Below are 22,010 nucleotides of genomic sequence, written 5' to 3' on the forward strand. Positions count from 1 at the left end.
TCGAGCTCTGGTTTAAGACGAGCTCATTGACAAGGCTTGTTCAACATCAACTGCAACAATACGCGAAACCCCTGGTTCACGCATAGTCACTCCAATTAAATGATCAGCCAATTCCATGGTTACCTTATTATGCGTGATAAACAGGAATTGTACGAATTGTGACATTTCCTTGACCAAAGTACAAAATCGGCCAACATTTACGTCGTCGAGCGGCGCATCCACCTCATCCAGCATACAGAAAGGCGAAGGGTTTAGCTGAAATATTGCAAAAACTAAAGCCACTGCAGTCATGGCTTTCTCGCCACCAGACAGCAAATGAATGGTGCTATTTCTTTTACCAGGAGGTTGTGCCATCACAACAATTCCAGCTTCCAAAAGATTATCACAAGTTAACTCTAACATGGCACGCCCCCCGCCAAAAAGACGAGGGAAAAGCGCCTGGAAGGCTGCATTAACGTCATTAAAAGTTGTTTTAAGGAGCTGCAGTGTTTCTTTATCCATTTTCTCGATGGCGGCATCCAACGTGGCCAACGCTTCTGTTAAGTCCCGGTATTGTTCATCCAGGTGCTGTTTGCGTTTCGATTCAACCTCATACTCTTCAATGGCGGCAAGATTAATTGCACCGAGCCGTTTAATTTTTTCATTGATTTCTGCTAAATCTTGTTCACGCACGAGAGTAGTCATCTGTTCTGGCAAATGGTCTAGAACCTCCTTAAGACTTAGCCCTAACTCAGTTAATGATTCAATGACTCCATTGGCACGTACAGCGAGTGCCTGCTCTTGCATTTGAATTTGCTGGATTTTCTCTTGGAGGGCATGAGCTCTTTTTTCCTCTGCTCTGGATAACGCCTCAAACTCTTCGACTTGCTTGTTTAATGCATTGAGGTTGTCTCGGGCATGATTCAAATGTTCATCCAGTTCCCGGTGTTTTGCAATTTTATCGTTCAAATTTTGCACTAAACGTTCTGCCGGCTCATCAATGGACGTTAATTGTTGGCTCAGTTCTTCCAGGCGCTCTTCCAAAGTGTTTAAGCGCAGGCGATCTCGTTTTATATTCTCACTGAGCTGTTGAATTTTAATTTTTTCGCGATCGAAATTTAATTGGGTTTGATGAAGAAGAGCACGGTTCTCACGCACTCGCTGTTGCTGCTCGTGCAAAGAGTCTTCCCAGCTTTTTTTTTCCACCAACATACGTTGATGTTCTACTTCATACCCTTGGCTGCTCTCTTGCAGAGATTGCAACTCTTGCGCCAGTTCTTCATCTTCTTCGGCCAATGCCTCTAAATCAGACAGTAGTGCCTGCTTTTCCTCTAATAATAGAGTTCTTCTTTGTTGAGCTTGGCGGAAAGCCTGTTCCTTGTTGCCAATATCCAGCTCAAGGATACGAAATTCTTCGCGAGCCTTTGAGAGTTCTTGTTTTTGTTTTTCCAGAATTTGTTCGCTCTCTTGCAATTGAGCCTGCAATCGATCACGACTGCTCTTAAGCTCATCGAGACGGGCTTGGGTAACGGACAATTTTTCATTCAGCTGAATTAATTCCTCCTGGCGCACTAACAATCCAGATGGGTTTTGCTGGTTTGATTTGGCAATCTTAATCCAGTTTTTGGCCAACCAATAACCATCAGGCGTAATGATGGATTCCTGTTCATTTAACTGAGGGAGCCAGGAAAGGGCTTGCGTTAAATCCATTGCGGCATATACATGTTCGAGATGATGCCAGCAAGCTGGATAACTTCCTGAAATTTTATCCAATAGGCGAGGAAAGCTTCCTTGATTTTCTTGCCTGCTCGTTGGGCTTAGAAACAATGCTGTGTTCAGTTCAATATTTTTAAGTTGGGGCCATATTTCATCCAGGGAATCGAAAAGCAATCCTTGAAGCACCTCCCCTAGTAACAATTCGCAAGCATATTGCCATTCTTTATCGACTTGCAGGCTTTCAATAACGCGTTTCGCTTCAGGCCACTCGGTGAGATCTTCTTGTTGGTTAACCTGGCCTAAAGCAGCTTGCTGCAATGCGGAAATTGAAGCTTGTTTTGTACTTAACTCATATAATTCATCTTGCATTTGATGAAGATTTACTTGAACCTCGCTAAGCTTTTGCCGTGTGCTTTCGAGTTCCTGAAAACTGATCTGATAATTGTTTTCTTTTTGCTTCAGCTGTTCAACTAAAGAAGAGAGTAGATCTTTTTGGCCATTTAGGCGCTCAGTCAGTAAATCCAACTCAGCCACCTTGTCTTCTTCATTTATTTTTTCAAGCCGAAGGAGGATCTGTTGGCGGCGCTCAGCAAGGTGCCTGGAGCGCATCTCCTTAAGTTGGAGCTCCCTTACAGATTGATTCAAATGCGCTTGTAGTGCTTCATTTTTCGAGTTCCAATTGGCTTTTTCTGCTTCAAAGGCCTGTAAGCTCTTTTCCTGTGCAAGTAATTCCTCTTGCAAGCTCAGTAAATTTCCCCCCAACTCTCGAATGGTTGTTTCACTATGATTTAGAAATTCACTGTCTTGGGCAATTTGGTAGTGTGCGGCCTGCCAATCGTTTTGAATTTGCTGTTGGTCTTTTTGCAGGCGTATTTTTTCTCGTTGATTTTGTTGAATGGCTTCTTCTTGTCGCGCAATTTCAGTGGCCAAGTGATAAAAATGACTCTGAATCTGCTGAAATCCTTCATTGTCCTCATGCAATTTCTCACGAAATATGATGCTTTGTTTATAAGTTTCAGCGGCATTGGCTTGATGTTGTTCATAAGCGGCCAAAAGTTCAGCAATTTCTTGTTTTTTAATTGCTTGCTCTGCACTGTAATCTCGCCATTTCAAGGCCATAATTTGTGCTTTATACAAGCGCTCTTCCGTTTTTAAAATTTTATAGCGCTCGGCAGCTTTTGCCTGGCGCTCCAAGCGTTGCAATTGCTTATCCAGCTCATCGCGTATGTCAGCCACCCGTGCTAAATTTTCGCGTGTATGGGAAATGCGAAGCAGTGTCTCTCGCCGGCGCTCCTTGTATTTGGAGACCCCTGCGGCTTCTTCAAGATAAGTTCTCAACTCCTCTGGACGTGCCTCAACAATCCGGGAAATTGTTCCTTGACCAATGATGGAGTATCCGCGAGCACCGGCTCCTGTACCTAAAAAAATATCCGTAATGTCTTTGCGACGGCAACGAGTACCGTTTAAATAATAGCTGGATTCACCATCACGACTGACTACTCGTTTTACTGAAATTTCCTGGTAGCTGCCAAATTGCCCCGTTAAACGACCAAGGCTGTTATCAAACACCAGTTCCACGGAGGCCTGACCAACTGCCTTGCGGTTGGTAGAGCCATTAAATATGACGTCGCTCATGGATTCGCCGCGTAAATTCTTTGCAGAGCTTTCGCCCATGACCCAGCGAACGGCATCAATGACATTGGATTTCCCGCAACCATTTGGACCAACAACAGCCACCAATTGACTTGGAAATGGAATTACTGTCGGATCGACAAAGGATTTAAATCCTGCCAGTTTTAACTCTTTTAGTTGCATGCTAAGGCGATAAGAATAAAGTGCTGGAATTGTACCTTACAAATAGTCTTAAGGAGAAGAACAGCAATTTAGATGCATTAATGCCAAGGAACATAGCGAGTTGATGACTTACTTGCTAATCTTAAGTAATAACTATAAAAATATTGAGAATTCACCTGTAGGAGCTAGGATGACCCAGGACACCGAACTTAGCGATCTCATGCAATCCGTTGCACTGAAGAGTTTGCAGCTTATCGACAGCTTTAAACAACAACCCGCCCAAACTCCAGCTCTGTTAAAACAGTTCTTTGACTTAACTACCTCTTTTCAAGATTTGTTAACCATTATTTTAAAAAATCCTGAAAAGCTTTGGCAAATGCAGCTAGCTTACCTTCAAGATGCCATGAGTTTGGCTCAAGAACAGTTTAAGCATTGGCTGGAAGGCAAACCCATGCCCATTGAAGACAAGCGTTTTAATGGCGATGAGTGGGTTAATAATCCCTTTTTCAACTTGTTAAGCCAACATTATCTATTAGCCAGTGAACATCTGAATTGTCTCCTTGAAAATTTAGACTATGGTGATAAGCAACTGGCCAAACGTGTTCAATTTTTTACCAGACAATATCTGGATGCCCTCTCTCCTGCCAATTTTCTCCACACCAATCCCCAATTAATGGCCGAAACCATCCAAAGCCATGGTAAAAATTTGTTGCGCGGGCTTAAAAATTTGCTCACGGACATGGAAAGTGGCTCCTCAAGATTAATTATCAAAATGACGGATACCGATGCGTTTAAAATCGGCAGTAATATTGCAACGACACCGGGTAAGATCATATTTCGCAATGACATGATGGAATTGATTCAATACAGTCCTCAAACTGAAAGCGTGCGGAGTATTCCATTACTGATAGTGCCGCCTTGGATAAACAAGTATTACATCCTCGATCTAAGTCCGCACAACTCTTTCGTGAAATGGTTGGTCCAACAAGGCATCACGGTGTTCATGATTTCCTGGGTTAATCCTGATGCGAGCTACGCAAGGAAAGGGATTTTTGATTATTTAAATGAAGGTCCCCTTACGGCGATTAAAACCATTCAAAGGCAATTAGGGGTTAAGCAAGTCAACATTTTAGGGTTTTGCATTGGCGGAACTCTGGTGGCCTGCTTGCTTGCTTACCTCAAAGCACTTGGGGAAAAACCCATTCGTACGGCTACTTTTCTCGCTTCCATGATTGATTTTAGTGATCCTGGGGATATTTCGGTGTTTATTGATGAGCAACAAATCGTCCGTATTGAAGAAGAAATGCACGCCAAAGGCTTTCTTGACGGGCGTTTTATGGCCAGCACGTTTAACTCATTAAGGGCCAATGACCTAGTCTGGTCGTTCTTCGTGAAGAATTATTTACAAGGTAAAAATCCGGTACCCTTTGACATATTATATTGGAATGCGGATGCCACCAATATGCCTGCTAAAATGCATTCCCAATATTTGCGCTGGATGTATCTACATAATCATTTGGTGAAACCCGGGAAGATCCATTTAAATCATGTCCCCCTTGACGTAACCCAAATTGATATTCCTACTTTTTTTGTCTCCACCCAAAAGGATCACATTGCCCCCTGGAAAACAACCTATATGGGCTTTCAATTAATGAAGGGCAAAAAGCGTTTCTTGCTGGGAGGCTCTGGACATATCGCTGGTATTGTTAACCCTCCTACAAGTGGGAAATATGGGTTTTACCGTAATAGCAGCAGCAATCAGTCTGCCGAGGAATGGCTTGCCAATGCGAAGCATCAACCTGGCTCCTGGTGGCCTGAATGGCTAAACTGGCTTGAAAAACAAGCGGGTGAAGTGATCCCTGCCCCCGATTTTAAACAGCTTCCATTAAAGGGGATTATGGATGCCCCTGGTGAATACGTTCGTAAAGTGTACAAAGATGTAATGCAGAATAATGAGCAGCCGGCTGAAGTATTGTTTTTAAAGGATTTAAACGATTCGGAATCAAAACCGGTTCCAGCGTCTGAAAACACCACTGCCGCAGGTTCAAAGTAACTCAAGCGGTGAATCATGGCTTTAGCTTCGCTTTGTATGCAAAAGTTAGTTGGAAATATGAATGCTACGGTCGTTCAAATCGGTTTGTTTCTCTTGCGGAGCAAAATTTTGCCCTTGTCACTTGGCAAGGGCAAACTAAAAGAGATTTACTTTTTAATATCGCTTTTATTTTTTACTTCTTGCACCAAAGATAACATTGTTTTTTCAATAATTTGAAAGGATTTTTGAAGATAATCAAGTGCCTTATGGCCATTTTCAATTGCGATATGAATTTGTTTTTCAATTAACTCTTCAGGTTTCTTAACATTGCTGAGCTCATCTGGTTTTAAAAAATGCATGCTTTGTAAGGTCTTAACATTCAATTCAGCCATAGCTTGAAAAGGCTCTTGCATTCTTTTGGCCACATCATTCCACTTTTCGAAATATTCTTGAGTCATTTTAACCTCTCCCTAAAATTGTTGCACTGCACAATTTAAGAATATTATTCTTCAACCTATATTGTCAAGGAGTTTTAGAAATTATTTTGCGGTGCAGCAAATCCTAGGGTTTAAAAAAATTTTCCCATTGCCTAAAAAACTGCTCCATTTGCTGATTCCATAAGTGGCTGGCTTTTTTATAATCATTTAAATAAGGATTGGACTGAAGAAATTTAGTCATGTTGGCGAACATTTCTTCAAAAACCGCTTTAAAAGATTGACTCATTGGGTGATCGGCAAAAATGATTAATTGGCGCAATACCGAAGGTGACAAGAACTGCGTTGCGCCACTTTCCATTTCAACCAGAATTTGCAGCAGGGTAGCATTGGTTAGATCTTTACCACTTGCAGCATCTTCTACTTTAAATGACACACCATCTACAACATAGTGTTGTAATTCCTCAATAGTAATATATTGACTCTTTTCAGTGTCATATAATCGCCGATTTTTATATTTTTTAATCAGTATGGTCACTTTATCCTGCCAGAGATCGAAAATTTGAAAGCATTCTAATACATATGCAGGCCACCATTGATACTTAAGTTAGCACCCGTGATGTAACGGCTTCTTTCATCTATCAAAAATTCAACAACCCAAGCCACTTCCTCTGGTTCTGCCAAACGCTTTGCCGGGATGTGTTGAATGATTTCTTCTAAAATATCAGGACGAATTCCTTTCATAAGGCGCGTATTCACATAACCAGGAGAAATGCTATTCACAGTAATATTTTTCGACATCAACTCCTGTGCAAGACTTTTAGTAAAACCATAAATCCCGGCTTTGGAGGCAGCATAATTGGTTTGCGAGAATTGTCCCTTCTGCGCGTTGACGGATGAGATGTTAATAATTCGACCACTCTCCTGATTGCGCATTTGCTCAGCTACCTGGTGAGTCACATTAAACATGCTATCCAGATTCACTGTTAACACTTCATCCCACTGTTGTTTGGTCATCTTCGTGAATACGGCATCTCGAGTAATGCCGGCATTATTAATCAATACATCAACACGGCCAAATTCTGCAATGATGTTGCCAATGGCTTCTTTACATTGTTCAAAATCAGCTACATCCATTCGGCGGTAAAGGATATTTTGCTGCTCTCCTTCATTGACTTGTGCCTCCCATTCGGAAGCCTTTGCCTCAGAGATTATATCCAAAGCAATAATAGGTCCGTAAAGGGGGTTTAATTGTTTAGCAATGGCAGTACCTATATCACCGGTACCGCCTGTAATTAACACAACTTTTTCTCTTCGCATCATTTTCCCTAATTGATTGAAGGGCGTCATTGCCTAAGAAAAGTATTACATATATTGACCGCCATTAATATCCAAATTAGCACCTGTGATAAAGCCTGACGACGGACTTGCGAGAAAAGCAACCGCATCCGCAATTTCTTGAGGCTTACCAAGACGACCAACTGGAATATTGGCGATAATACTTTTTAGAATTTCCTCTTTCATACCAGTAAGCATTGCTGTTTCAATATAGCCAGGAGAAATTGTATTGACTGTGATGCCCTTGGCAGCCACTTCTTGTGCCAAGCTTTTGCTAAAACCAAACAGTGCTGCCTTCGAAGCTGCGTAGTTGCACTGTCCAAACTGTCCTTTACGGCCATTGATGGACGAAATGCTGATGATCCGCCCATAGCCTTTTTCCAACATAGCCGGCAAAACATTCCTGGTCACGTTAAAAACGCTGGTCAAATTCGCATCTATCACTTGCTGCCACTGCTCAGGACTCATTTTTTTTAAGCTGGTGTCGGCTGTAATGCCTGCATTATTCACCAATACATCAATGCGATTGTATTTTTCCAAAATGAGGGAGGTTAATTTCTCACAGTCTGCGAAATGCACAATGTCAGCATAAACGATATCGATTTCATAGCCTGCAGCTTGCTGCTCAGTTTGCCATCGCTTTGCTTCTTCATGATTACCATCCTTAAAATAGCAGGCAATGACTTGATAGTCAGAAGCTAAGCGCTGACAAATGGCTGTACCAATCCCACCTGTTCCACCGGTTACCACGGCCGTCATTTTTTCCATAAATAACATCTCCTAAAATATGTGATTGGAAACTATTACTTCAAAGCAAAAGGAGATGATTGTCAACCTAGTGCATGTTCTACATTTATATTGTAGCAGTACCACTCCGCATAAGGCTTAATCAAAGAGTGTTTAAGAATTTTCATTGTGTCTGAATTTAGAATAAAAAAAAACGGGCGAAGCCCGTTTTTTATACTTTCACCGGTTTCGGCACGTAAGCCTTAATTTGCTGAGCAAACTGTCTTAGTACCTCAAGTCCAGATTCTTCGGCTTGTTTACACCATTGCTGCAATGATTCAACCAATTCTTTTTGTGAGCTGGCAGTTTTTAGCCAAATGTTTTGCAAGGATTGGCGAAAAGTGTAAACCGTACGAAGCTGTTCTCTACTTGCTAACAAAGCCTGCAATTTAGCCTTGGCACGAGGTGATAACAAACTGTCTTGCATACGCATTAATCGACCTGCGCGCAGGAAGAGCGCCTTGCCTTGATTGGTTTCAATGGCCTGTCGTTTTTCATGTTTGAGAATGGGGCGGATCACATTTTTATAATAGTGTGACATCACTTGAAAACGATTACTGACTACCGCTCTAACCGTATCAAGGTCGACCTGCAGTTTGCCTTCTTCCCTCGCCAGTTTAGGGGGCAATTTCTTAACTTTGGCCAATCCCAGAAGAGAAAGACAGCGAATGTAAAACCAACCAATATCAAACTCCCACCATTTAATGGAGAATTTAGCCGAAGACGCAAAGGTGTGATGGTTGTTGTGAAGTTCTTCACCGCCAATCCAAAAACCCCAGGGCAAGATATTGGTTGCAGCATCTGGACATTCAAAATTGCGATAGCCCCAGAAGTGACCTATTCCATTGATAACACCCGCCGCATGGATGGGTATCCACATCATTTGAATGGCCCAAATGCTAATCCCTGGCAAGCCAAAGAACAGCAGGTCCAGCAGGAGCATTAATAAAATCCCTTTTGAGGAGAAGCGAGAATAGAGATTTCTCTCAATCCAATCATTTGGTGTGCCATGGGAATATTTGGCAATCATCTCTTTATCTTTTGTGGCTGCTCGATAAAGTTCTGCACCTTCCCAAAATACTTTCTTCAAGCCAAATACTTTTGGACTGTGAGGATCGCCTTCAGCATCACTGTAGGCATGGTGTTTGCGATGAATGGCCACCCATTCCCCAGTAATCATACCGGTAGTTAACCATAACCAGAATCGGAAAAAATGACTAACGATTGGGTGTAAAGTTAATGCACGGTGCGTTTGATGACGATGTAAATAAATAGTAACAGCAGCAATAGTAATTTGGGTTAGTACGATAGTTGCTATAACATAACCCCAAAAGGACAAGTTAAGAATCCCATAGATCATATGGTTACTCCAGATAGATTACGACAAAGGCTCTTACGACGATTCGTAGGATGCCTTGTTTATATCATAACATAAATTGAACAATTCACATTGCATCAACCGTGGTTGTGGACGATAATTTTAAATAAATCCAGACTTCAGCCACTTTAGGTTGTTCTCAGGATAAATTGTGTTAAAAATTTTTGCAAACTAGGAACTGCCCATGAACCAGAAACTCGAGCGTCTATTGCAACAGCTAATTCCTTTTCTGATGATCGGAATTGCCATTGCACTAATAATTGGACTGTTTATATTATTCTCATATGTGTTTGTCTGGGGAGTGATCATTGGTGCTATTCTTTGGTTAATCGCGTTTATTAAAAGTTATTTTTTCTCGCGTTCCAGTAAATCAATGACGACAAAGGGACGCATTATTGACCACAATGACAAAGACTAATGCCAGAATTACCCGAAGTTGAAACGATAAAGAGAGGCATAACCCCTTTTTTAACTGATAAAACCATTACAAGGATCATTATAAGGCAGGCTAGATTGCGTTATCCTGTCCCCCCCTTGGATGAGCTTTGCTCCGGAAAGACAATTTTGTCCATATCCAGACGTGCCAAGTACTTGCTGATTCAGCTGAGCACAGGCTGCCTGCTTATACATTTAGGGATGTCTGGACATCTTCGTCTCGTTTCAACGGATACACCAGCAGGAAAACACGATCACATTGATGTTTTGCTAGAGAATGAAACGATGCTGCGCTACAACGATCCTAGACGCTTCGGGCTTTGGCTGTTTGTTAATGCCCCCTTTCAGCATCAGCTATTAATGCATTTAGGGCCTGAGCCATTATCTGAAGAATTCAACGCCGAATATCTTGAGAAACAAGCTTATAAAAAACAACAAAATATCAAATCATTGATCATGCGCAATGAGATTGTTGTTGGAGTTGGCAATATTTATGCAACAGAAAGCCTATTTTTAGCAGGTCTTCATCCTCTTACTCCTGCAGGAATGCTGCAAAAAATTCATTTTGATAAATTGGTTACAGCGATAAAGCAGGTTTTGCTGGCAGCCATCCATTCGGGAGGCACTACATTGCGAGATTTTTATGCTGCAGATGGTAAGCCGGGTTACTTTACCCATAATTTACAAGTCTATGGCAGAAAAAATTTACTGTGCTACCAATGTCGCAATCGGATCCAAACCCTAATTATAGCTGGGCGGAGTTCAGCTTTTTGCCCAATTTGCCAACCTGCGTTTTTTAGTCTTAACAACAATCCAGCTGAAAGCCTTTGACTTTATGCTGTGAAAGGCAAGAAACATGAAGTATTATTTCGCATATTTATTTAACAATCACTTTTATGAAAATCAGTAAGATTCGCACCCAGTGGATTATTTTTCTATCCGTTTCATATACGGCCTATATTAGCATCCGCTCAATTCTTAAATCCATGACGGGTAAAACAAACCGAACCTGGGTCAATATGATGATTCATCGCTGGACCGATAAATTATTGAATCTGGTTGGCGTAAAATGCAAAATTGTTAATCCCTATGGGGTTGAACCCCAACCTGGACAAGCTACCCTTATTATGTGTAATCATAGCAGCCTCTATGATATTCCAATTAGCTTTAAAGCCTTTCCCCATCATTCCATAAGGATGCTTGCCAAAGTTGAATTATCCAGGATCCCTCTTTTAGGAAAAGGAATGGAAGCGGCAGAATTTCCTTTTATAGATCGTAAAAATCGCCACCAAGCCATTAGAGATTTGGAATCTGCACGAAAATTGATGGAAAGCGGTATTGTAATTTGGATTGCGCCAGAAGGCACACGTTCAAAGGATGGGAAACTTGCGCCTTTTAAAAAAGGGGCATTTATCACTGCAATTAGTTCCAAAGCGACCATTATTCCCATTGGTATTCGTGGCGCTTACAATATTTTACCTGCCAGAACCACTCGACTCAATCTAAATCAAACAGCTGAAATCCATATAGGCGAACCTATCGATGCTTCCAAATACAGCATGGAAAATCGGGAAGAACTGGTTCAGCGTGTGCATGATGCCATCCAAATTTTGATAGGTGAGGGGCAGTAGAAGAACACTTCGTCATACACCGTCTCAAATTTAGTAATTCACTCCATACCCACCGGATTGATTCGATAGGACTGCAGCCAGTCCCATATGCCTTGGATCAGACGCTGCGGTAAGGACATTGTTGTTCTTATCCCAGCTTATGGCTTGCATGTCCCCAAAATACTCCGTCAATGCCATTAATTGATAGCCCATTCGTTTAAGCTCCTCTTGCACAGCAGGAGAAAATGTTTCGGGTTCAAATTGCAACACATCCGGCAAGTATTGATGGTGAAAGCGCATCGCCGAAACCATGGAAATTGCTCCTTTAAATTGCTCAAAAACCAGGGTAGCTAGCAGAATCATTGTCGGTATGCGACTACCTCCAGGGGTTCCCACAATGGCAAGACGATTTGGCGTTTCCAGAAATGTAGGGGTCATACTAGAAACTGGCCTTTTCCCAGGAGCAATACTGTTTTTCTGACTGCCTACCACACCAAAAACATTTTTCTCACCAACTTTGCTTGAGAAATCATCCATTTCATCATTCAGTAAGACCCCTGTGCCCGCGGCCACAACACTTGAACCGAATATAAAATTGACGGTCATTGTTGCAGACACACGATTGCCTTCCTTATCCAGAATGGAAATATGGGTAGTATGTTGCGGTTCACTGATTGCAGACTTTTTAGGGAGCTTTATGCTTGCTGTTGCTTTGTCTTCACGAATGTATTGCCTCAACTTCCCTGCGTTTTCAGCAGAAAGCAACTGCTCTAGAGGGACTTCGCTAAAATCTGGATCACCAATCCTCTCTCGCTGCCAATAAGCAAGCCTCATGGCTTCCGTTATAAAATGCACTCGTTTTGCCTCTGTAAATTGTTCTAGAGGATAAGGAGAAAGAATATTTAACATCGTAATTAACGCCACACCCCCGCCTGAAGGAGGTGGTGCTGTAGTGATGAGTACATTATGATAACTGGCGTGTAACGGCGTTCTGAGTTTAACCTGGTATTGGGCCAAATCATTAAGAGACCAAACCCCTCCTGCATCGGCTACTGCTTTAACCAGTTGCTCAGCTACTTTTCCACGATAAAAGCCATCATGGCCCTGGTTTGCTAGCAGTTTTAATGTATTGGCTAAGTCCGGCTGTTTTAGCCTTTGGCCAATCTCATAGGGTTTACCTTTGTTCAAGAATACTGCTGCTGTGGCTGGAAACCGTTTCAACATGGATAGCCTATCGGCCATGGTTGAAAAATAATGAAATTGCTCATCAACAATGAAACCATTCTCTGCCAAGCGTATAGCCGGGGCTAATGTGGTTGCTAAAGGAAGACGACCATAATGTTTTGCAATATAGCTTAAAGCTGCAGGTTCTCCTGGGATTGCTGCTGCCAATCCACCATTTAAAGATAAGCCAGGAACAGGTTTTCCATTTGCATCAAGAAACATATCCTTATGAGCAGCCAAAGGGGCAACCTCGCGACCATCGACTAAAATGTCTTGCTGCTCCCGTTCAAGGTGCAATAACCAAAAACCGCCGCCACCCAACCCCGAGTGATAAGGTTCAACCACAGCCAAAACAGCACTCACTGCTACTGCTGCATCAAATGCATTACCGCCGGCGGCAAGTATTTCTAATCCTGCATTGGTTGCCAGGGGATGAGCCGTTGCTACCGCATAACCGGGAGGAAAAATCTGATTTGTTTGTGCATTAATAGAAGAAATAATTGAAAAAAATAAGATAACAAATTTTTTCATAATTTTTTATTTTTTCGTTCTTCAAATGCATTCACCACAGCTAATGGAACAAATTGAGACACATCCCCAGAAAGTTGGGCAATTTCACGCACCAGTGTGGAGGAAATGAATAGTAGATGTTCGGATGGAGTTAAAAATAATGTTTCTACTTCTTGTGATAACTTGCGGTTCATTCCAGCTAACTGGAATTCGTATTCAAAATCATTAACGGCTCTGAGCCCTCTTAAAATAATGCCTGCTTTCTGTTGATGAACGAAATCAATGAGTAAACAGTCAAAACCAATTACCGAAACTCCAGGTAAACTCCCCAAAGAATCTTTAATAAGTTCTATTCTCGTTTCCAAAGGAAAAAAAGGTTGCTTTGTAGCGTTGCTGGCTACGGCCACCACCAGCTCCGGAAATATGTTCGAAGCGCGTTTGATGATATCTACATGCCCGTTGGTTACCGGATCGAAGGTACCAGGATAAATTGCTTTTTGTTTCATTATTATTAACTATTATTTGCAAACTTTAGCAGTCTTGCCTATTGTACTGCGAAAATGACAGCGGCGACAAAAGCTTTTTTCCCTTAGGCAGGAATTTTTCTTTTTCTGGACTATTATAAAATGAAACCCTACCTTAAATGGAATTAGGAGATGCGATGACTGCAATAAAAACGACTTTAATGGGATCTTTTCTCTTACTCACGGCTTGTGCACCGCGCCCCTCAATGGATGTACCTGATAGCTATCCTGGAAAAAGGGGTTATGCCCCGCCTTCATCAATGACCATGCCCACCGCCAAATCTGGTTTTAGCAATAACAGCATGACAAACGTGCCGTTAGCAGAAGGAAAGTCTAAATCATCCAAGAAAGCACTCTCGATGTCTGAAGAAAACTTGTCTAATGACAATACCATGGCTATTGCTGGTTCAAAAATAAAGAATAAAGCAAGCAAAAATAGTTTAGGCAGTGATACAGCTAAAAATGCAGCCACAGCCTCTGCCAGCGCCATTTCTTCCTGGGAAATTTCCGGTGCCATGGCGGCAAGGAATAAAAATAAAGGCTGGAATGCTGCCATCAATTGGGCACAGAGAGGTCTTGGCGCTTATCAAATTCGTTTGTTTGGTCCTCTAGGCAGTGGCACTGTATTGATTAATAAACAAGGGGGTGTCGTCACATTCCGCGATGGCCCTAAAACGGCGTCCTCTTCAAATGCTGAAGAACTGCTCAAAAGGCAAACCGGGATCCGCCTGCCAGTTAACAATCTTTATTACTGGGTCAGAGGATTGCCCGCACCAGGCAATGTTCAGCTCGCACAACGAGATGAGACCAATCACCTAAGACTTCTGAAACAAGGGGGCTACCTGGTTGAATATGGCCAATACACTCGTGTCGGCAATGCTGTTTTACCTACACATATTAAGCTGCAAGGTAATGGGGTTTTTATTAAGTTGGTTATTAAACGTTGGAAAATCTAGCCACTTTGGATTTTGCGGGAATTGATTGTCAATTCCTGCAATTAATCCTATTGAAATAGTCGCATCTGAATACTTGACTTGACGTAAATAGTCCTAAACGTCTACTCTATCCGAAAGACTTAAGCTTGGCTTCAATCTGTAACTTTAATTATTTTATAGAAAAGAGCGATTCAGCTAATAAAAGTGTTTGACAAGACTCTAAATACTTTGCAAAATACGCACGTTTGCAGCAATGCATGTTCAAGGATGATGGAAGAATCTACAACTTATTGGGGTGTCGCCAAGCGGTAAGGCACAGGGTTTTGATCCCTGCATACCTAGGTTCGAATCCTAGCACCCCAGCCACAATCTTGTTGATTCAAGTAAACAGACGGCAGAAGATACCCGGGAAGGATGCGTTCACCGGACCGCTCAAATAATAACTATATCTTTCTGGCTGTCTTCTGCTATGTGTTTAAGTTACCCTGATTAACGTTCAAAATCTTAGGTTTTTTGCACATGTCGACAATGATGATCTTTACCGGCAATGCTAATCCAGAGCTGGCACTTAAAATAGCTTCTCATTTACAAATTCCAATTGGGCAAGCAACAGTCGGAACCTTCAGCGATGGTGAAACCATGGTTGAGATTCTGGAAAACGTACGCGGCCGTGATGTATTTATCATCCAATCAACTTGTGCGCCTGCCAATAATAATTTCATGGAATTGATTATTATGGCCGATGCGCTTAGACGCTCTTCTGCAGGTCGAATCACCGCGGTTGTACCCTATTTTGGTTATGCTCGCCAAGACAGACGAGTTCGCTCCGCACGCGTACCAATTACCGCGAAAGTGGTTGCTGACATGATGGCTTCGGTCGGTATCTGCCGAGTTTTAACAGTAGATTTACATGCCGATCAAATCCAGGGCTTTTTTTACATGCCTGTGGATAACGTCTATTCAACGCCCATTTTATTGGAAGACATTAAGAAACAAAATTTGTCTAATCTCATGGTTGTTTCCCCCGATGTGGGTGGTGTGGTGCGAGCCAGAGCCATGGCTAAACAATTAAATGATGCAGATTTGTCGATTATCGATAAACGCCGAAGCGGGCCTAATAAATCGGAAGTAATGCATATTATTGGAGAGCCTGCCGGCCGAAATTGTATAATTATTGACGATATCGTTGACACTGCAGGAACACTTTGTTCTGCCGCTTATCAACTGAAACAAAATGGTGCCAGTAGTGTTCGGGCCTACATAACGCACCCTGTTTTATCAGGTCCAGCCGTAGATAATATTAGTAATTCCTCTCTGGATGAAGTTGTAGTTACAGACACCATCCCACTGTCCGATGCAGCAAAGCAATGTAAAAAAATTCGCATCGTAAGCCTTGCAGACATGTTGGCACAAGCCATCAAGCGGGTAAATGTGGAAGAATCTGTCAGCTCCATGTTTGCTGAATAAGGTGTGCTAATAAATTAAATTTCGCGAGCTCAAGAGGCATGATGACTAATGTGCCTCTTGTTAAACAGGCATAGGGTTTCCTTCATACATCGATTAACCAGAATCAACGGTACAACATTGGAATTCCGAATGCGATCCTCCAAGAAGTTTCATCAAATAAATATAATAATAATTTTGAAATGATTAGCTATAGAAGTAGCTCGATAGGAACGATTGTGCGTACTTATTTATAGATTCTTAAACAGACACATAGCGAATGTATGCTCTTAATAAGCAGTCTTTTGCAAACCTCAAAAGCCATCTAGTTGATGGCCTCTTCAATTTAGGAGGATAAGCTGAATTGTGTTGAATGCAGGACTTGCATCTTTGTGCTTGTGCCTTCAAGAGAAAAGGGAAGTCAATCTTCCCCTTTTGCTTAAAAATTAATCTCGAGTACCAACATATTTATCATCAAAATATCGACGCAACTTTGTCCTTAAAGTACCTCGACTGATTCCTAACATAATTGCTGCACGAGATTGATTGTATTTACAATGCTCCATGACAGCACGAAACAACGGTGTTTCAATTTCTTCAAGAACAAATTGGTACAGATCAACAGGATCAGTTCCCTTGAGCTCGGCAAAATATTTCTGCACTGATTGAGTGACACTCTCCGCCAGTGACATCGTAGCATCCCCAGCTTCATTACTGATTGTTGTCATTCTTCTTAACTCCTCCTTTAAAAACGAGCATATTACCGAATTGGCTTACCCCTGACAAGCCTCGTTTTTGCAATTTTATTTTAAAATCAGGTATTAGCAGCGAGCCTGGGGATCCAGGCTCGACCTAATCATTGGCTTTGTTATTATTAGAATTTCAGCATGTCGGCGTTATAAGGCTTGCCATTTATGCTGAGTTGACCTTGATTTAGGCTCACTTCAATAACATAGTCATTTCCCTGTTTCACAAGAACTCCATTTTGCACTAGAGCGGCCAATTGTTTATCCGCCAAAGCAACCGCTTGTTGCGAAACATCCGTGGAGTTAGCAGCCGCTTGTGCCGTGCTGGCATTTTGCGGTTGTACTTGTTGAGCAATGCTCTGATCAGATTCTTGTTGAGTCTGTTGATCTTGTTGGCCTTGTTGCGGTGCCATCATTTTTTGCTTGATGGATTCCGTAACGAGTTGTCGAACCACGACAGCAGGAACCTTCAACTTGCCATTGCCCTGAATTTTTTGCATCAATTCAAACGGATTAGCCAGATTGCCGTTCTTAGGTAGTGAAAGCAACATGTTGCCTTCTACAGTTCCTTCCGGCATCGCAAAATTCATGTCGGTTAGTTCAAACTCAGCCCCTTTACTGAATAACTTCGGCAACTCAGGAAGCATGGCAAGCATAGCACGTTGGCGCTCTGCATCTGTACCCTGCTGAATTTTTTGAGCCTCTTCATTGAGTCTTGCTAAAGCATCTGCATCAAGATTGCGAATAGAAAGCTCCAAATTACCAGGACCATAAGTTTTATTATTAGCAATGATCTTATCTACTGAAGCTTTAAAATGGGAATTAAATAAATTATTGTCAATGTCGGAATCGGAGTGAATATCAAATTGCCCCAACTCAAATAATTTTTGATCCCCATCCATAACTACAAATGAAGGAAAGGATAGACTGGCATCACCGAGGAACAAACCTTTATCGGTACGATGCAAATTGTATTCACTCGTGACGGTCGATACTTTACTGTTAATTTGATCTTTCTTGAACGTTAAACCTTCAAGGGTAATATTGCCACCCACTTTGTCCATATGTGGAGAAAGGTTTGTGGTGGTTGATAAACCCCGCCATTCAAATATGCTATTGCCTTCTTTTGCAAATAATTTAAAAGCTGGCACTGACATATCGATGCTGCTGTTGCCTAAATAGCTGACAAAAAAATCAATTACCATTGTTGGTTTGGTTGATTCGCCTGTGAATAAGCTATTGAACTGCTGCATGTATTGGGGCGGCATTGTCAAATCAGTATGGGCATAGCCCAAGCCAAACTTAACCCCTTTGTTTGCGAAAATGATCGGCCCGTGATAAATGGTAACAGGCATCTGCATGCTGTAATCCTGTGCAGGAATTGTTTGAGTCTGACCATTGTTTTCTACGGTTTGCTCAGGCACGTGCAGTATCCAGTTAAAAACTGCAGTTGAAGTAAACCAGCCGCGTTTGTATTCAATGATTTTGGCCGCTATCCCATTGGAGCGATTCACAAAATCGAGGCTTTCTCTTACTTTCTTTTCAGTGAGATAGCCCATGCCGTAATAAGAGCCGAGGACTAGGACGGCTAAAATAATCACTAATCCTATGAATTTTTTCATATTATCTCCGTGTTAGTATCTGCCTCTGGTTTTTTTTTATTCTTGAAAAGAGGCACCGCATAATTAAAACACGAGATTGATCAATAGCAAAGATATTAAATTCCTTTTTTGAAAAACAGCGCCTCATTATAATTTACGAAGGGGTTTGCAATAAGTTTCCTTTACTGTAAAAGCCAAAATTAAAGCGACCAGGGAACAGAGAGGGAGTAACTTTAATCCCGCCTGGAAATCCGTCAGTAACAAGGTTTCAACATTATACGCCCTGGGACCAGAAACCAGGTCGACTAAACGACCTACTAGAGGTTGCATAAGCGCGCCCACAAAAATGGAGATCATGTTAGTAAACGCAATCGAGGTACCCACTACATTACTTTCGTGAATTTCTGTGGATACTGCATAAGCAATGGCAACACCGGTATTGGTTACACCAAAGGCAAAAAATAGGAAATAAGCCATTGTCTTATCAATATGAGGATAGAAAACAAACAATGAAGTTAATACAATCCCACATAGTGCTGAAACAATCATTAAAGGCTTTCTTCTGCCTATTTTGTCGGACAGCCATCCGGACAGTGGACCACTAATTCCCCAACCAATGAAAATCAAGCCTGTAGCAAAAGCTGCTGCATGAGCGGCTAAACCGCGTCCGTATTGAAGATAAGCAGGGCCTATTGCTTCACCGATTACAGCTGTTGGCCCAAATAAGAAGCCCGCGTAAAGAGCGTTTAACCAGGTTTGGCGGTGGCTAAGTACAATTTTTAAACTGCGGAAAATGCTGATGTAGTCGCCTGATTTTTTCATTTCACGGCGATTAAGCCCTGGTTTATCCTGAACAAATTGGTAGAGAAGCCCTGCTAGCGCTATGAAAAGAAAAGCAATAATCAGCATGCTATGACGCCAACCGACATTGGCCACCAGGAAGGAAACAGGCGCTTCACCAGCCGCTGCACCAAGCATTCCCAGTGCCTGAGTTAGTCCAGCAAGGAGGCCGAGCATCGCAGGGGGGAACCATGAAGTTGCCAATCGTAAAGAACTTACGAATGCAAACGCAGCACTAAAGCCGATTAGCATGCGTCCGAACGAGGCCATGGCAAGACCGTCTGCAAGCCCAAATACACCACAGCCTAAAGCCGTGATGAGAGACATGACGGTAAGAATGGCACGTATGCTTAGACGATCCACCGTAAGCCCAACTGGAACCTGCATAAGGATGTAGGGGAAATAAAATGAGGCAGTTAAAATACCAAATCCTGCTTCATTAATACCAAAATCAATCTGAAGACTTCGATGCATAACTCCAGGAGCTACGCGAGCCATATAATCGGAGAAGTAAAACGCTGCAGCCAATCCCCAAACAATCCAAGCAAAGCCTATTTGATTCAGACGACCCGCTTTTTCACTCTGTGACATTGCCATCATATTCATAAATTCACTCTGTTAACGTTTCCATCCAAGATGAATTTGAGATAAATCGTATAAAACAGTAGGTTGGTCATTGATTTATCAAAATTTAAACTCCATTATACTGTTACCGCCAATTATTTCAACACATTGCTCGCTATCAAACTGCCATCATTTCGCAGTGGGTATTACCTGGAAGTTTGAGGCAGCAACAAGATGAAAATAGATGTATAATTTTTTGTTTTTCTTATGAGTAAAAAGATGAATGACCTTGAACAGGCTGTTAAAAACGCTTTTGCCGCATCAGGAGCAAATTCCGAGGCCAATAAAGCTTATCTAGAGTTTATTAAGGGGAATTTTATGATTCCCATTGACAAACATTCCTCCCCTGATAATCCCGAAGTGCTTTTTTTAGCAGAAAACAATCAAACCTTTTTACCTGTTTTCACAAGTCAGGACTATTTCGATGAATGGGCTAAGGAAATTAGCGACTCCATTCATGTATTGGTTCTCACAGGTGTTGATTTATTAAAAGGAGTTGGCGAGCAGGTGACCGTCTGCCTTAATATTGGCAGCCCCATTTACAAAGAGTTTAATCCTGCTGAACTAGCCAGAATGAGGAGTATGGTTTTAAAGTTTTTTAAATAAGGTAGTTTAATAGATGGACTTAGGAGTGAAGCAATCAATCCAAACCCAGGTTTGATTGCTTCAATTATTTAATCATCATTAAAGACTCTCACGGTTAATAATTACTTTTTTGCTGGCTATCTATGCCACGAGGTCCAAGACTTGATAACCCACCATTGCAGTAGCAGCCAAAGCACCTGTAATTTTTAACACTTTTGTAAAGAACTCAGCGCTAATTTTATTGCTCAGGTTTTGATAGAAGCCATCATTCGCAGCCTCCTTTTCAACAAATCCTCCTTCTTCTACTGGAGCATAAGACAAATCGAACAATGGTTTTTCGCCATAAAACCCAGCCCACCACCCTTCTGACCAATGTTCATGCTCCAGACTGCCTTCACGGTAAGGATTGGCTTCTTCAGCCATTTCCGCCAAGGCACATTCATAACCAAATGCATAACATTCTTCCAGATTTGGGTGGTCAAGATTAAAGCGCAACTTAATGTCTGGTAATATCGTATTCATGTCGTTCATAGTGATACCCTCTCTTCGCATCCTTTCTAAGTCGCTGTTGTTATTTTAAGCATTGAAGTGTGCCAATTCCTGAAACACTTCGCTAACCATCATTTTACGACTACTAAATCACTTATGCCCTTTACTGTGTTTTTTTTACTCTTTCTTCACAAAATTTGCTTCCACTTCCCCAACTCAAATTCTTGATTTTTACAATGCATTTATGGTGCCAAGCGACAATGGCTCCACTCACCCTTTTCTCTGATGTAGCAAATTCTGTCGTGCAAGCGGTTATCTCGTCCTTGCCAAAATTCAAATTCATCAGGAATAACCACATATCCTCCCCAGTTTTTGGGGCGAACAATTGGCTTTTGCCCATATTGTTCAATGAGTTCATTAATGGCCTTCTCCAAAACTTCGCGACTGGCAATAAGACGGCTTTGGGCGGAAGCAATGCTACTCAATTGGCTTGTTATCGGCCTGGAAGAAAAATAAGAATCTGACTGTTTAGAACTAGTCCGTTTTACGCGTCCGCGGATGCGGACCTGACGAGCAAGCTGTGGCCAATAAAAATTTAAAGCTGCATAAGGGGTTTTGGCCAGTTGCAATGCTTTACTGCTTTCATAATTTGTATAGAAAATAAACGACTCTTGCTCCATGCCTTTCAGTAAGACCACTCTTGAATCAGGCAATCCTCGTTCATCCACGGTTGAAAGAACCATAGCCGTTGGATCACTTTTTTCTAAGGGTACAACTTCTTCAAACCACTGTTTAAACTGAGTAAATGGTGATGGAGAAATGCGATCTTCTGATAAAGATAAATCCCCATATTCCCGACGAATATCTGCCAAAGTCTGCCAATGAGTCATGTCAAAACCTTTGTTGCGAAAATTTACCAGAAATGTATTTTACATTATCAAAATGAACTCTCTTAATGTTTTCTTAATAATTATCAGGTACTATAGG

At 41.8% G+C, this 22,010-nt stretch carries 20 protein-coding genes and 1 tRNA gene; 8 read left to right on the top strand and 13 right to left on the bottom strand.

Annotated elements, in window-relative coordinates; all coding sequences use genetic code 11:
- Positions 1-12: 12 nt before the first annotated feature.
- Positions 13-3,510, bottom strand: coding sequence for a chromosome segregation protein SMC (smc, locus tag EL203_RS12600; RefSeq protein ID WP_058471881.1), 3,498 nt, complete (start codon positions 3,508-3,510; stop codon positions 13-15).
- A 169-nt stretch (positions 3,511-3,679) separates the two neighbouring features.
- On the opposite strand from smc, the gene EL203_RS12605 reads away from it, so the two are divergent.
- Positions 3,680-5,542: a PHA/PHB synthase family protein gene (locus EL203_RS12605; RefSeq protein WP_082647198.1), complete on the top strand. Its 1,863-nt coding sequence runs from the start codon at positions 3,680-3,682 to the stop codon at positions 5,540-5,542.
- A 146-nt stretch (positions 5,543-5,688) separates the two neighbouring features.
- Here the strand turns inward: EL203_RS12605 and EL203_RS12610 are convergent, their stop codons facing one another.
- The 5 genes from EL203_RS12610 to EL203_RS12630 form a co-directional block, all read right to left on the bottom strand.
- Positions 5,689-5,979, bottom strand: a complete 291-nt coding sequence (locus EL203_RS12610) for a phasin family protein (RefSeq protein WP_058471880.1) — start codon at positions 5,977-5,979, stop codon at positions 5,689-5,691.
- A gap of 103 nt (positions 5,980-6,082) precedes the next feature.
- Positions 6,083-6,493, bottom strand: coding sequence for a polyhydroxyalkanoate synthesis regulator DNA-binding domain-containing protein (locus EL203_RS12615; protein ID WP_058471879.1), 411 nt, complete (start codon positions 6,491-6,493; stop codon positions 6,083-6,085).
- A 35-nt stretch (positions 6,494-6,528) separates the two neighbouring features.
- Positions 6,529-7,275, bottom strand: coding sequence for an acetoacetyl-CoA reductase (phbB, locus tag EL203_RS12620; RefSeq protein ID WP_058471878.1), 747 nt, complete (start codon positions 7,273-7,275; stop codon positions 6,529-6,531).
- Between the two features lie 45 nt (positions 7,276-7,320).
- Complete coding sequence (gene phbB, locus EL203_RS12625) at positions 7,321-8,061, bottom strand: acetoacetyl-CoA reductase (RefSeq protein ID WP_058471877.1); 741 nt, start codon at positions 8,059-8,061, stop codon at positions 7,321-7,323.
- A 190-nt stretch (positions 8,062-8,251) separates the two neighbouring features.
- Positions 8,252-9,439: a DesA family fatty acid desaturase gene (locus EL203_RS12630; protein ID WP_058471876.1), complete on the bottom strand. Its 1,188-nt coding sequence runs from the start codon at positions 9,437-9,439 to the stop codon at positions 8,252-8,254.
- A 202-nt stretch (positions 9,440-9,641) separates the two neighbouring features.
- Here EL203_RS12630 and EL203_RS12635 point away from each other — a divergent pair, with 202 nt between their 5' ends.
- The 3 genes from EL203_RS12635 (at position 9,642) to EL203_RS12645 (ending at position 11,523) form a co-directional block, all read left to right on the top strand.
- Entirely contained in the window at positions 9,642-9,875 is a 234-nt protein-coding gene (locus EL203_RS12635; protein ID WP_058471875.1) for a hypothetical protein, read from the top strand.
- Entirely contained in the window at positions 9,875-10,723 is an 849-nt protein-coding gene (gene mutM / locus EL203_RS12640; RefSeq protein ID WP_058471874.1) for a bifunctional DNA-formamidopyrimidine glycosylase/DNA-(apurinic or apyrimidinic site) lyase, read from the top strand. The genes EL203_RS12635 and mutM overlap by 1 nt, the downstream gene beginning before the upstream one ends.
- 65 nt (positions 10,724-10,788) lie before the next feature.
- Entirely contained in the window at positions 10,789-11,523 is a 735-nt protein-coding gene (locus EL203_RS12645; RefSeq protein ID WP_058471873.1) for a lysophospholipid acyltransferase family protein, read from the top strand.
- A 30-nt stretch (positions 11,524-11,553) separates the two neighbouring features.
- On the opposite strand, the gene ggt is transcribed toward EL203_RS12645, so the two are convergent.
- Together ggt and coaD are read right to left on the bottom strand one after the other, a co-directional pair.
- The gene (gene ggt, locus EL203_RS12650; protein ID WP_058471872.1) at positions 11,554-13,257 is read right to left on the bottom strand and encodes a gamma-glutamyltransferase; all 1,704 of its coding nucleotides are present in this window, start codon (positions 13,255-13,257) and stop codon (positions 11,554-11,556) included.
- Positions 13,254-13,742, bottom strand: a complete 489-nt coding sequence (gene coaD, locus EL203_RS12655; protein ID WP_058471871.1) for a pantetheine-phosphate adenylyltransferase — start codon at positions 13,740-13,742, stop codon at positions 13,254-13,256. The genes ggt and coaD overlap by 4 nt, the downstream gene beginning before the upstream one ends.
- Before the next feature lie 155 nt (positions 13,743-13,897).
- On the opposite strand from coaD, the gene lolB reads away from it, so the two are divergent.
- The 3 genes from lolB to EL203_RS12675 all read left to right on the top strand — a co-directional run bounded on the left by lolB (position 13,898) and on the right by EL203_RS12675 (position 16,162).
- On the top strand, positions 13,898-14,716 hold the full coding sequence (lolB, locus tag EL203_RS12660; protein ID WP_232003958.1) for a lipoprotein insertase outer membrane protein LolB: 819 nt from the start codon (positions 13,898-13,900) through the stop codon (positions 14,714-14,716).
- 270 nt (positions 14,717-14,986) lie between these two features.
- Positions 14,987-15,061, top strand: a tRNA-Gln gene (locus EL203_RS12665).
- A gap of 153 nt (positions 15,062-15,214) precedes the next feature.
- Positions 15,215-16,162 carry a ribose-phosphate pyrophosphokinase gene (locus tag EL203_RS12675; RefSeq protein ID WP_058471870.1) on the top strand — a complete coding sequence of 316 codons (948 nt, stop codon included), beginning with the start codon at positions 15,215-15,217 and terminating at the stop codon, positions 16,160-16,162.
- Positions 16,163-16,584: 422 nt separating this feature from the next.
- On the opposite strand, the gene EL203_RS12680 is transcribed toward EL203_RS12675, so the two are convergent.
- The 3 genes from EL203_RS12680 to EL203_RS12690 form a co-directional block, all read right to left on the bottom strand.
- Positions 16,585-16,866 carry a helix-turn-helix domain-containing protein gene (locus EL203_RS12680; RefSeq protein ID WP_045107020.1) on the bottom strand — a complete coding sequence of 94 codons (282 nt, stop codon included), beginning with the start codon at positions 16,864-16,866 and terminating at the stop codon, positions 16,585-16,587.
- A gap of 146 nt (positions 16,867-17,012) precedes the next feature.
- Positions 17,013-18,506, bottom strand: a complete 1,494-nt coding sequence (locus tag EL203_RS12685) for a YdgA family protein (RefSeq protein WP_058471869.1) — start codon at positions 18,504-18,506, stop codon at positions 17,013-17,015.
- 126 nt (positions 18,507-18,632) lie between these two features.
- Positions 18,633-19,922 (bottom strand): MFS transporter, encoded by a 1,290-nt coding sequence (locus tag EL203_RS12690; protein WP_122224981.1) that lies wholly within the window; start codon positions 19,920-19,922, stop codon positions 18,633-18,635.
- A 246-nt stretch (positions 19,923-20,168) separates the two neighbouring features.
- Here EL203_RS12690 and EL203_RS12695 point away from each other — a divergent pair, with 246 nt between their 5' ends.
- The gene (locus EL203_RS12695; RefSeq protein ID WP_058471867.1) at positions 20,169-20,555 is read left to right on the top strand and encodes an SseB family protein; all 387 of its coding nucleotides are present in this window, start codon (positions 20,169-20,171) and stop codon (positions 20,553-20,555) included.
- A gap of 120 nt (positions 20,556-20,675) precedes the next feature.
- Here EL203_RS12695 and EL203_RS12700 read toward each other — a convergent pair whose 3' ends face one another.
- Both EL203_RS12700 and pdxH read right to left on the bottom strand, forming a co-directional pair.
- Complete coding sequence (locus tag EL203_RS12700) at positions 20,676-21,065, bottom strand: hypothetical protein (protein ID WP_058471866.1); 390 nt, start codon at positions 21,063-21,065, stop codon at positions 20,676-20,678.
- A 200-nt stretch (positions 21,066-21,265) separates the two neighbouring features.
- Complete coding sequence (pdxH, locus tag EL203_RS12705; protein ID WP_058471865.1) at positions 21,266-21,913, bottom strand: pyridoxamine 5'-phosphate oxidase; 648 nt, start codon at positions 21,911-21,913, stop codon at positions 21,266-21,268.
- Positions 21,914-22,010: the final 97 nt, after the last annotated feature.

Origin of the sequence: Legionella jordanis (genome assembly GCF_900637635.1) — a bacterium.
Lineage (GTDB): Bacteria > Pseudomonadota > Gammaproteobacteria > Legionellales > Legionellaceae > Tatlockia > Tatlockia jordanis.

Coding starts and splice junctions, on each gene's coding strand:
- EL203_RS12675 (WP_058471870.1), top strand. CDS start 15,215: ATGTCGACAATGATGATCTTTACCGGCAATGCTAATCCAGAGCTGGCA.
- pdxH (WP_058471865.1), bottom strand. CDS start 21,913: ATGACTCATTGGCAGACTTTGGCAGATATTCGTCGGGAATATGGGGAT.
- EL203_RS12700 (WP_058471866.1), bottom strand. CDS start 21,065: ATGAACGACATGAATACGATATTACCAGACATTAAGTTGCGCTTTAAT.
- phbB (WP_058471877.1), bottom strand. CDS start 8,061: ATGGAAAAAATGACGGCCGTGGTAACCGGTGGAACAGGTGGGATTGGT.
- EL203_RS12680 (WP_045107020.1), bottom strand. CDS start 16,866: ATGACAACAATCAGTAATGAAGCTGGGGATGCTACGATGTCACTGGCG.
- mutM (WP_058471874.1), top strand. CDS start 9,875: ATGCCAGAATTACCCGAAGTTGAAACGATAAAGAGAGGCATAACCCCT.
- EL203_RS12610 (WP_058471880.1), bottom strand. CDS start 5,979: ATGACTCAAGAATATTTCGAAAAGTGGAATGATGTGGCCAAAAGAATG.
- coaD (WP_058471871.1), bottom strand. CDS start 13,742: ATGAAACAAAAAGCAATTTATCCTGGTACCTTCGATCCGGTAACCAAC.
- EL203_RS12630 (WP_058471876.1), bottom strand. CDS start 9,439: ATGATCTATGGGATTCTTAACTTGTCCTTTTGGGGTTATGTTATAGCA.
- ggt (WP_058471872.1), bottom strand. CDS start 13,257: ATGAAAAAATTTGTTATCTTATTTTTTTCAATTATTTCTTCTATTAAT.
- smc (WP_058471881.1), bottom strand. CDS start 3,510: ATGCAACTAAAAGAGTTAAAACTGGCAGGATTTAAATCCTTTGTCGAT.
- EL203_RS12685 (WP_058471869.1), bottom strand. CDS start 18,506: ATGAAAAAATTCATAGGATTAGTGATTATTTTAGCCGTCCTAGTCCTC.
- EL203_RS12695 (WP_058471867.1), top strand. CDS start 20,169: ATGAATGACCTTGAACAGGCTGTTAAAAACGCTTTTGCCGCATCAGGA.
- EL203_RS12690 (WP_122224981.1), bottom strand. CDS start 19,922: ATGGCAATGTCACAGAGTGAAAAAGCGGGTCGTCTGAATCAAATAGGC.
- phbB (WP_058471878.1), bottom strand. CDS start 7,275: ATGCGAAGAGAAAAAGTTGTGTTAATTACAGGCGGTACCGGTGATATA.
- lolB (WP_232003958.1), top strand. CDS start 13,898: ATGACTGCAATAAAAACGACTTTAATGGGATCTTTTCTCTTACTCACG.
- EL203_RS12605 (WP_082647198.1), top strand. CDS start 3,680: ATGACCCAGGACACCGAACTTAGCGATCTCATGCAATCCGTTGCACTG.
- EL203_RS12635 (WP_058471875.1), top strand. CDS start 9,642: ATGAACCAGAAACTCGAGCGTCTATTGCAACAGCTAATTCCTTTTCTG.
- EL203_RS12645 (WP_058471873.1), top strand. CDS start 10,789: ATGAAAATCAGTAAGATTCGCACCCAGTGGATTATTTTTCTATCCGTT.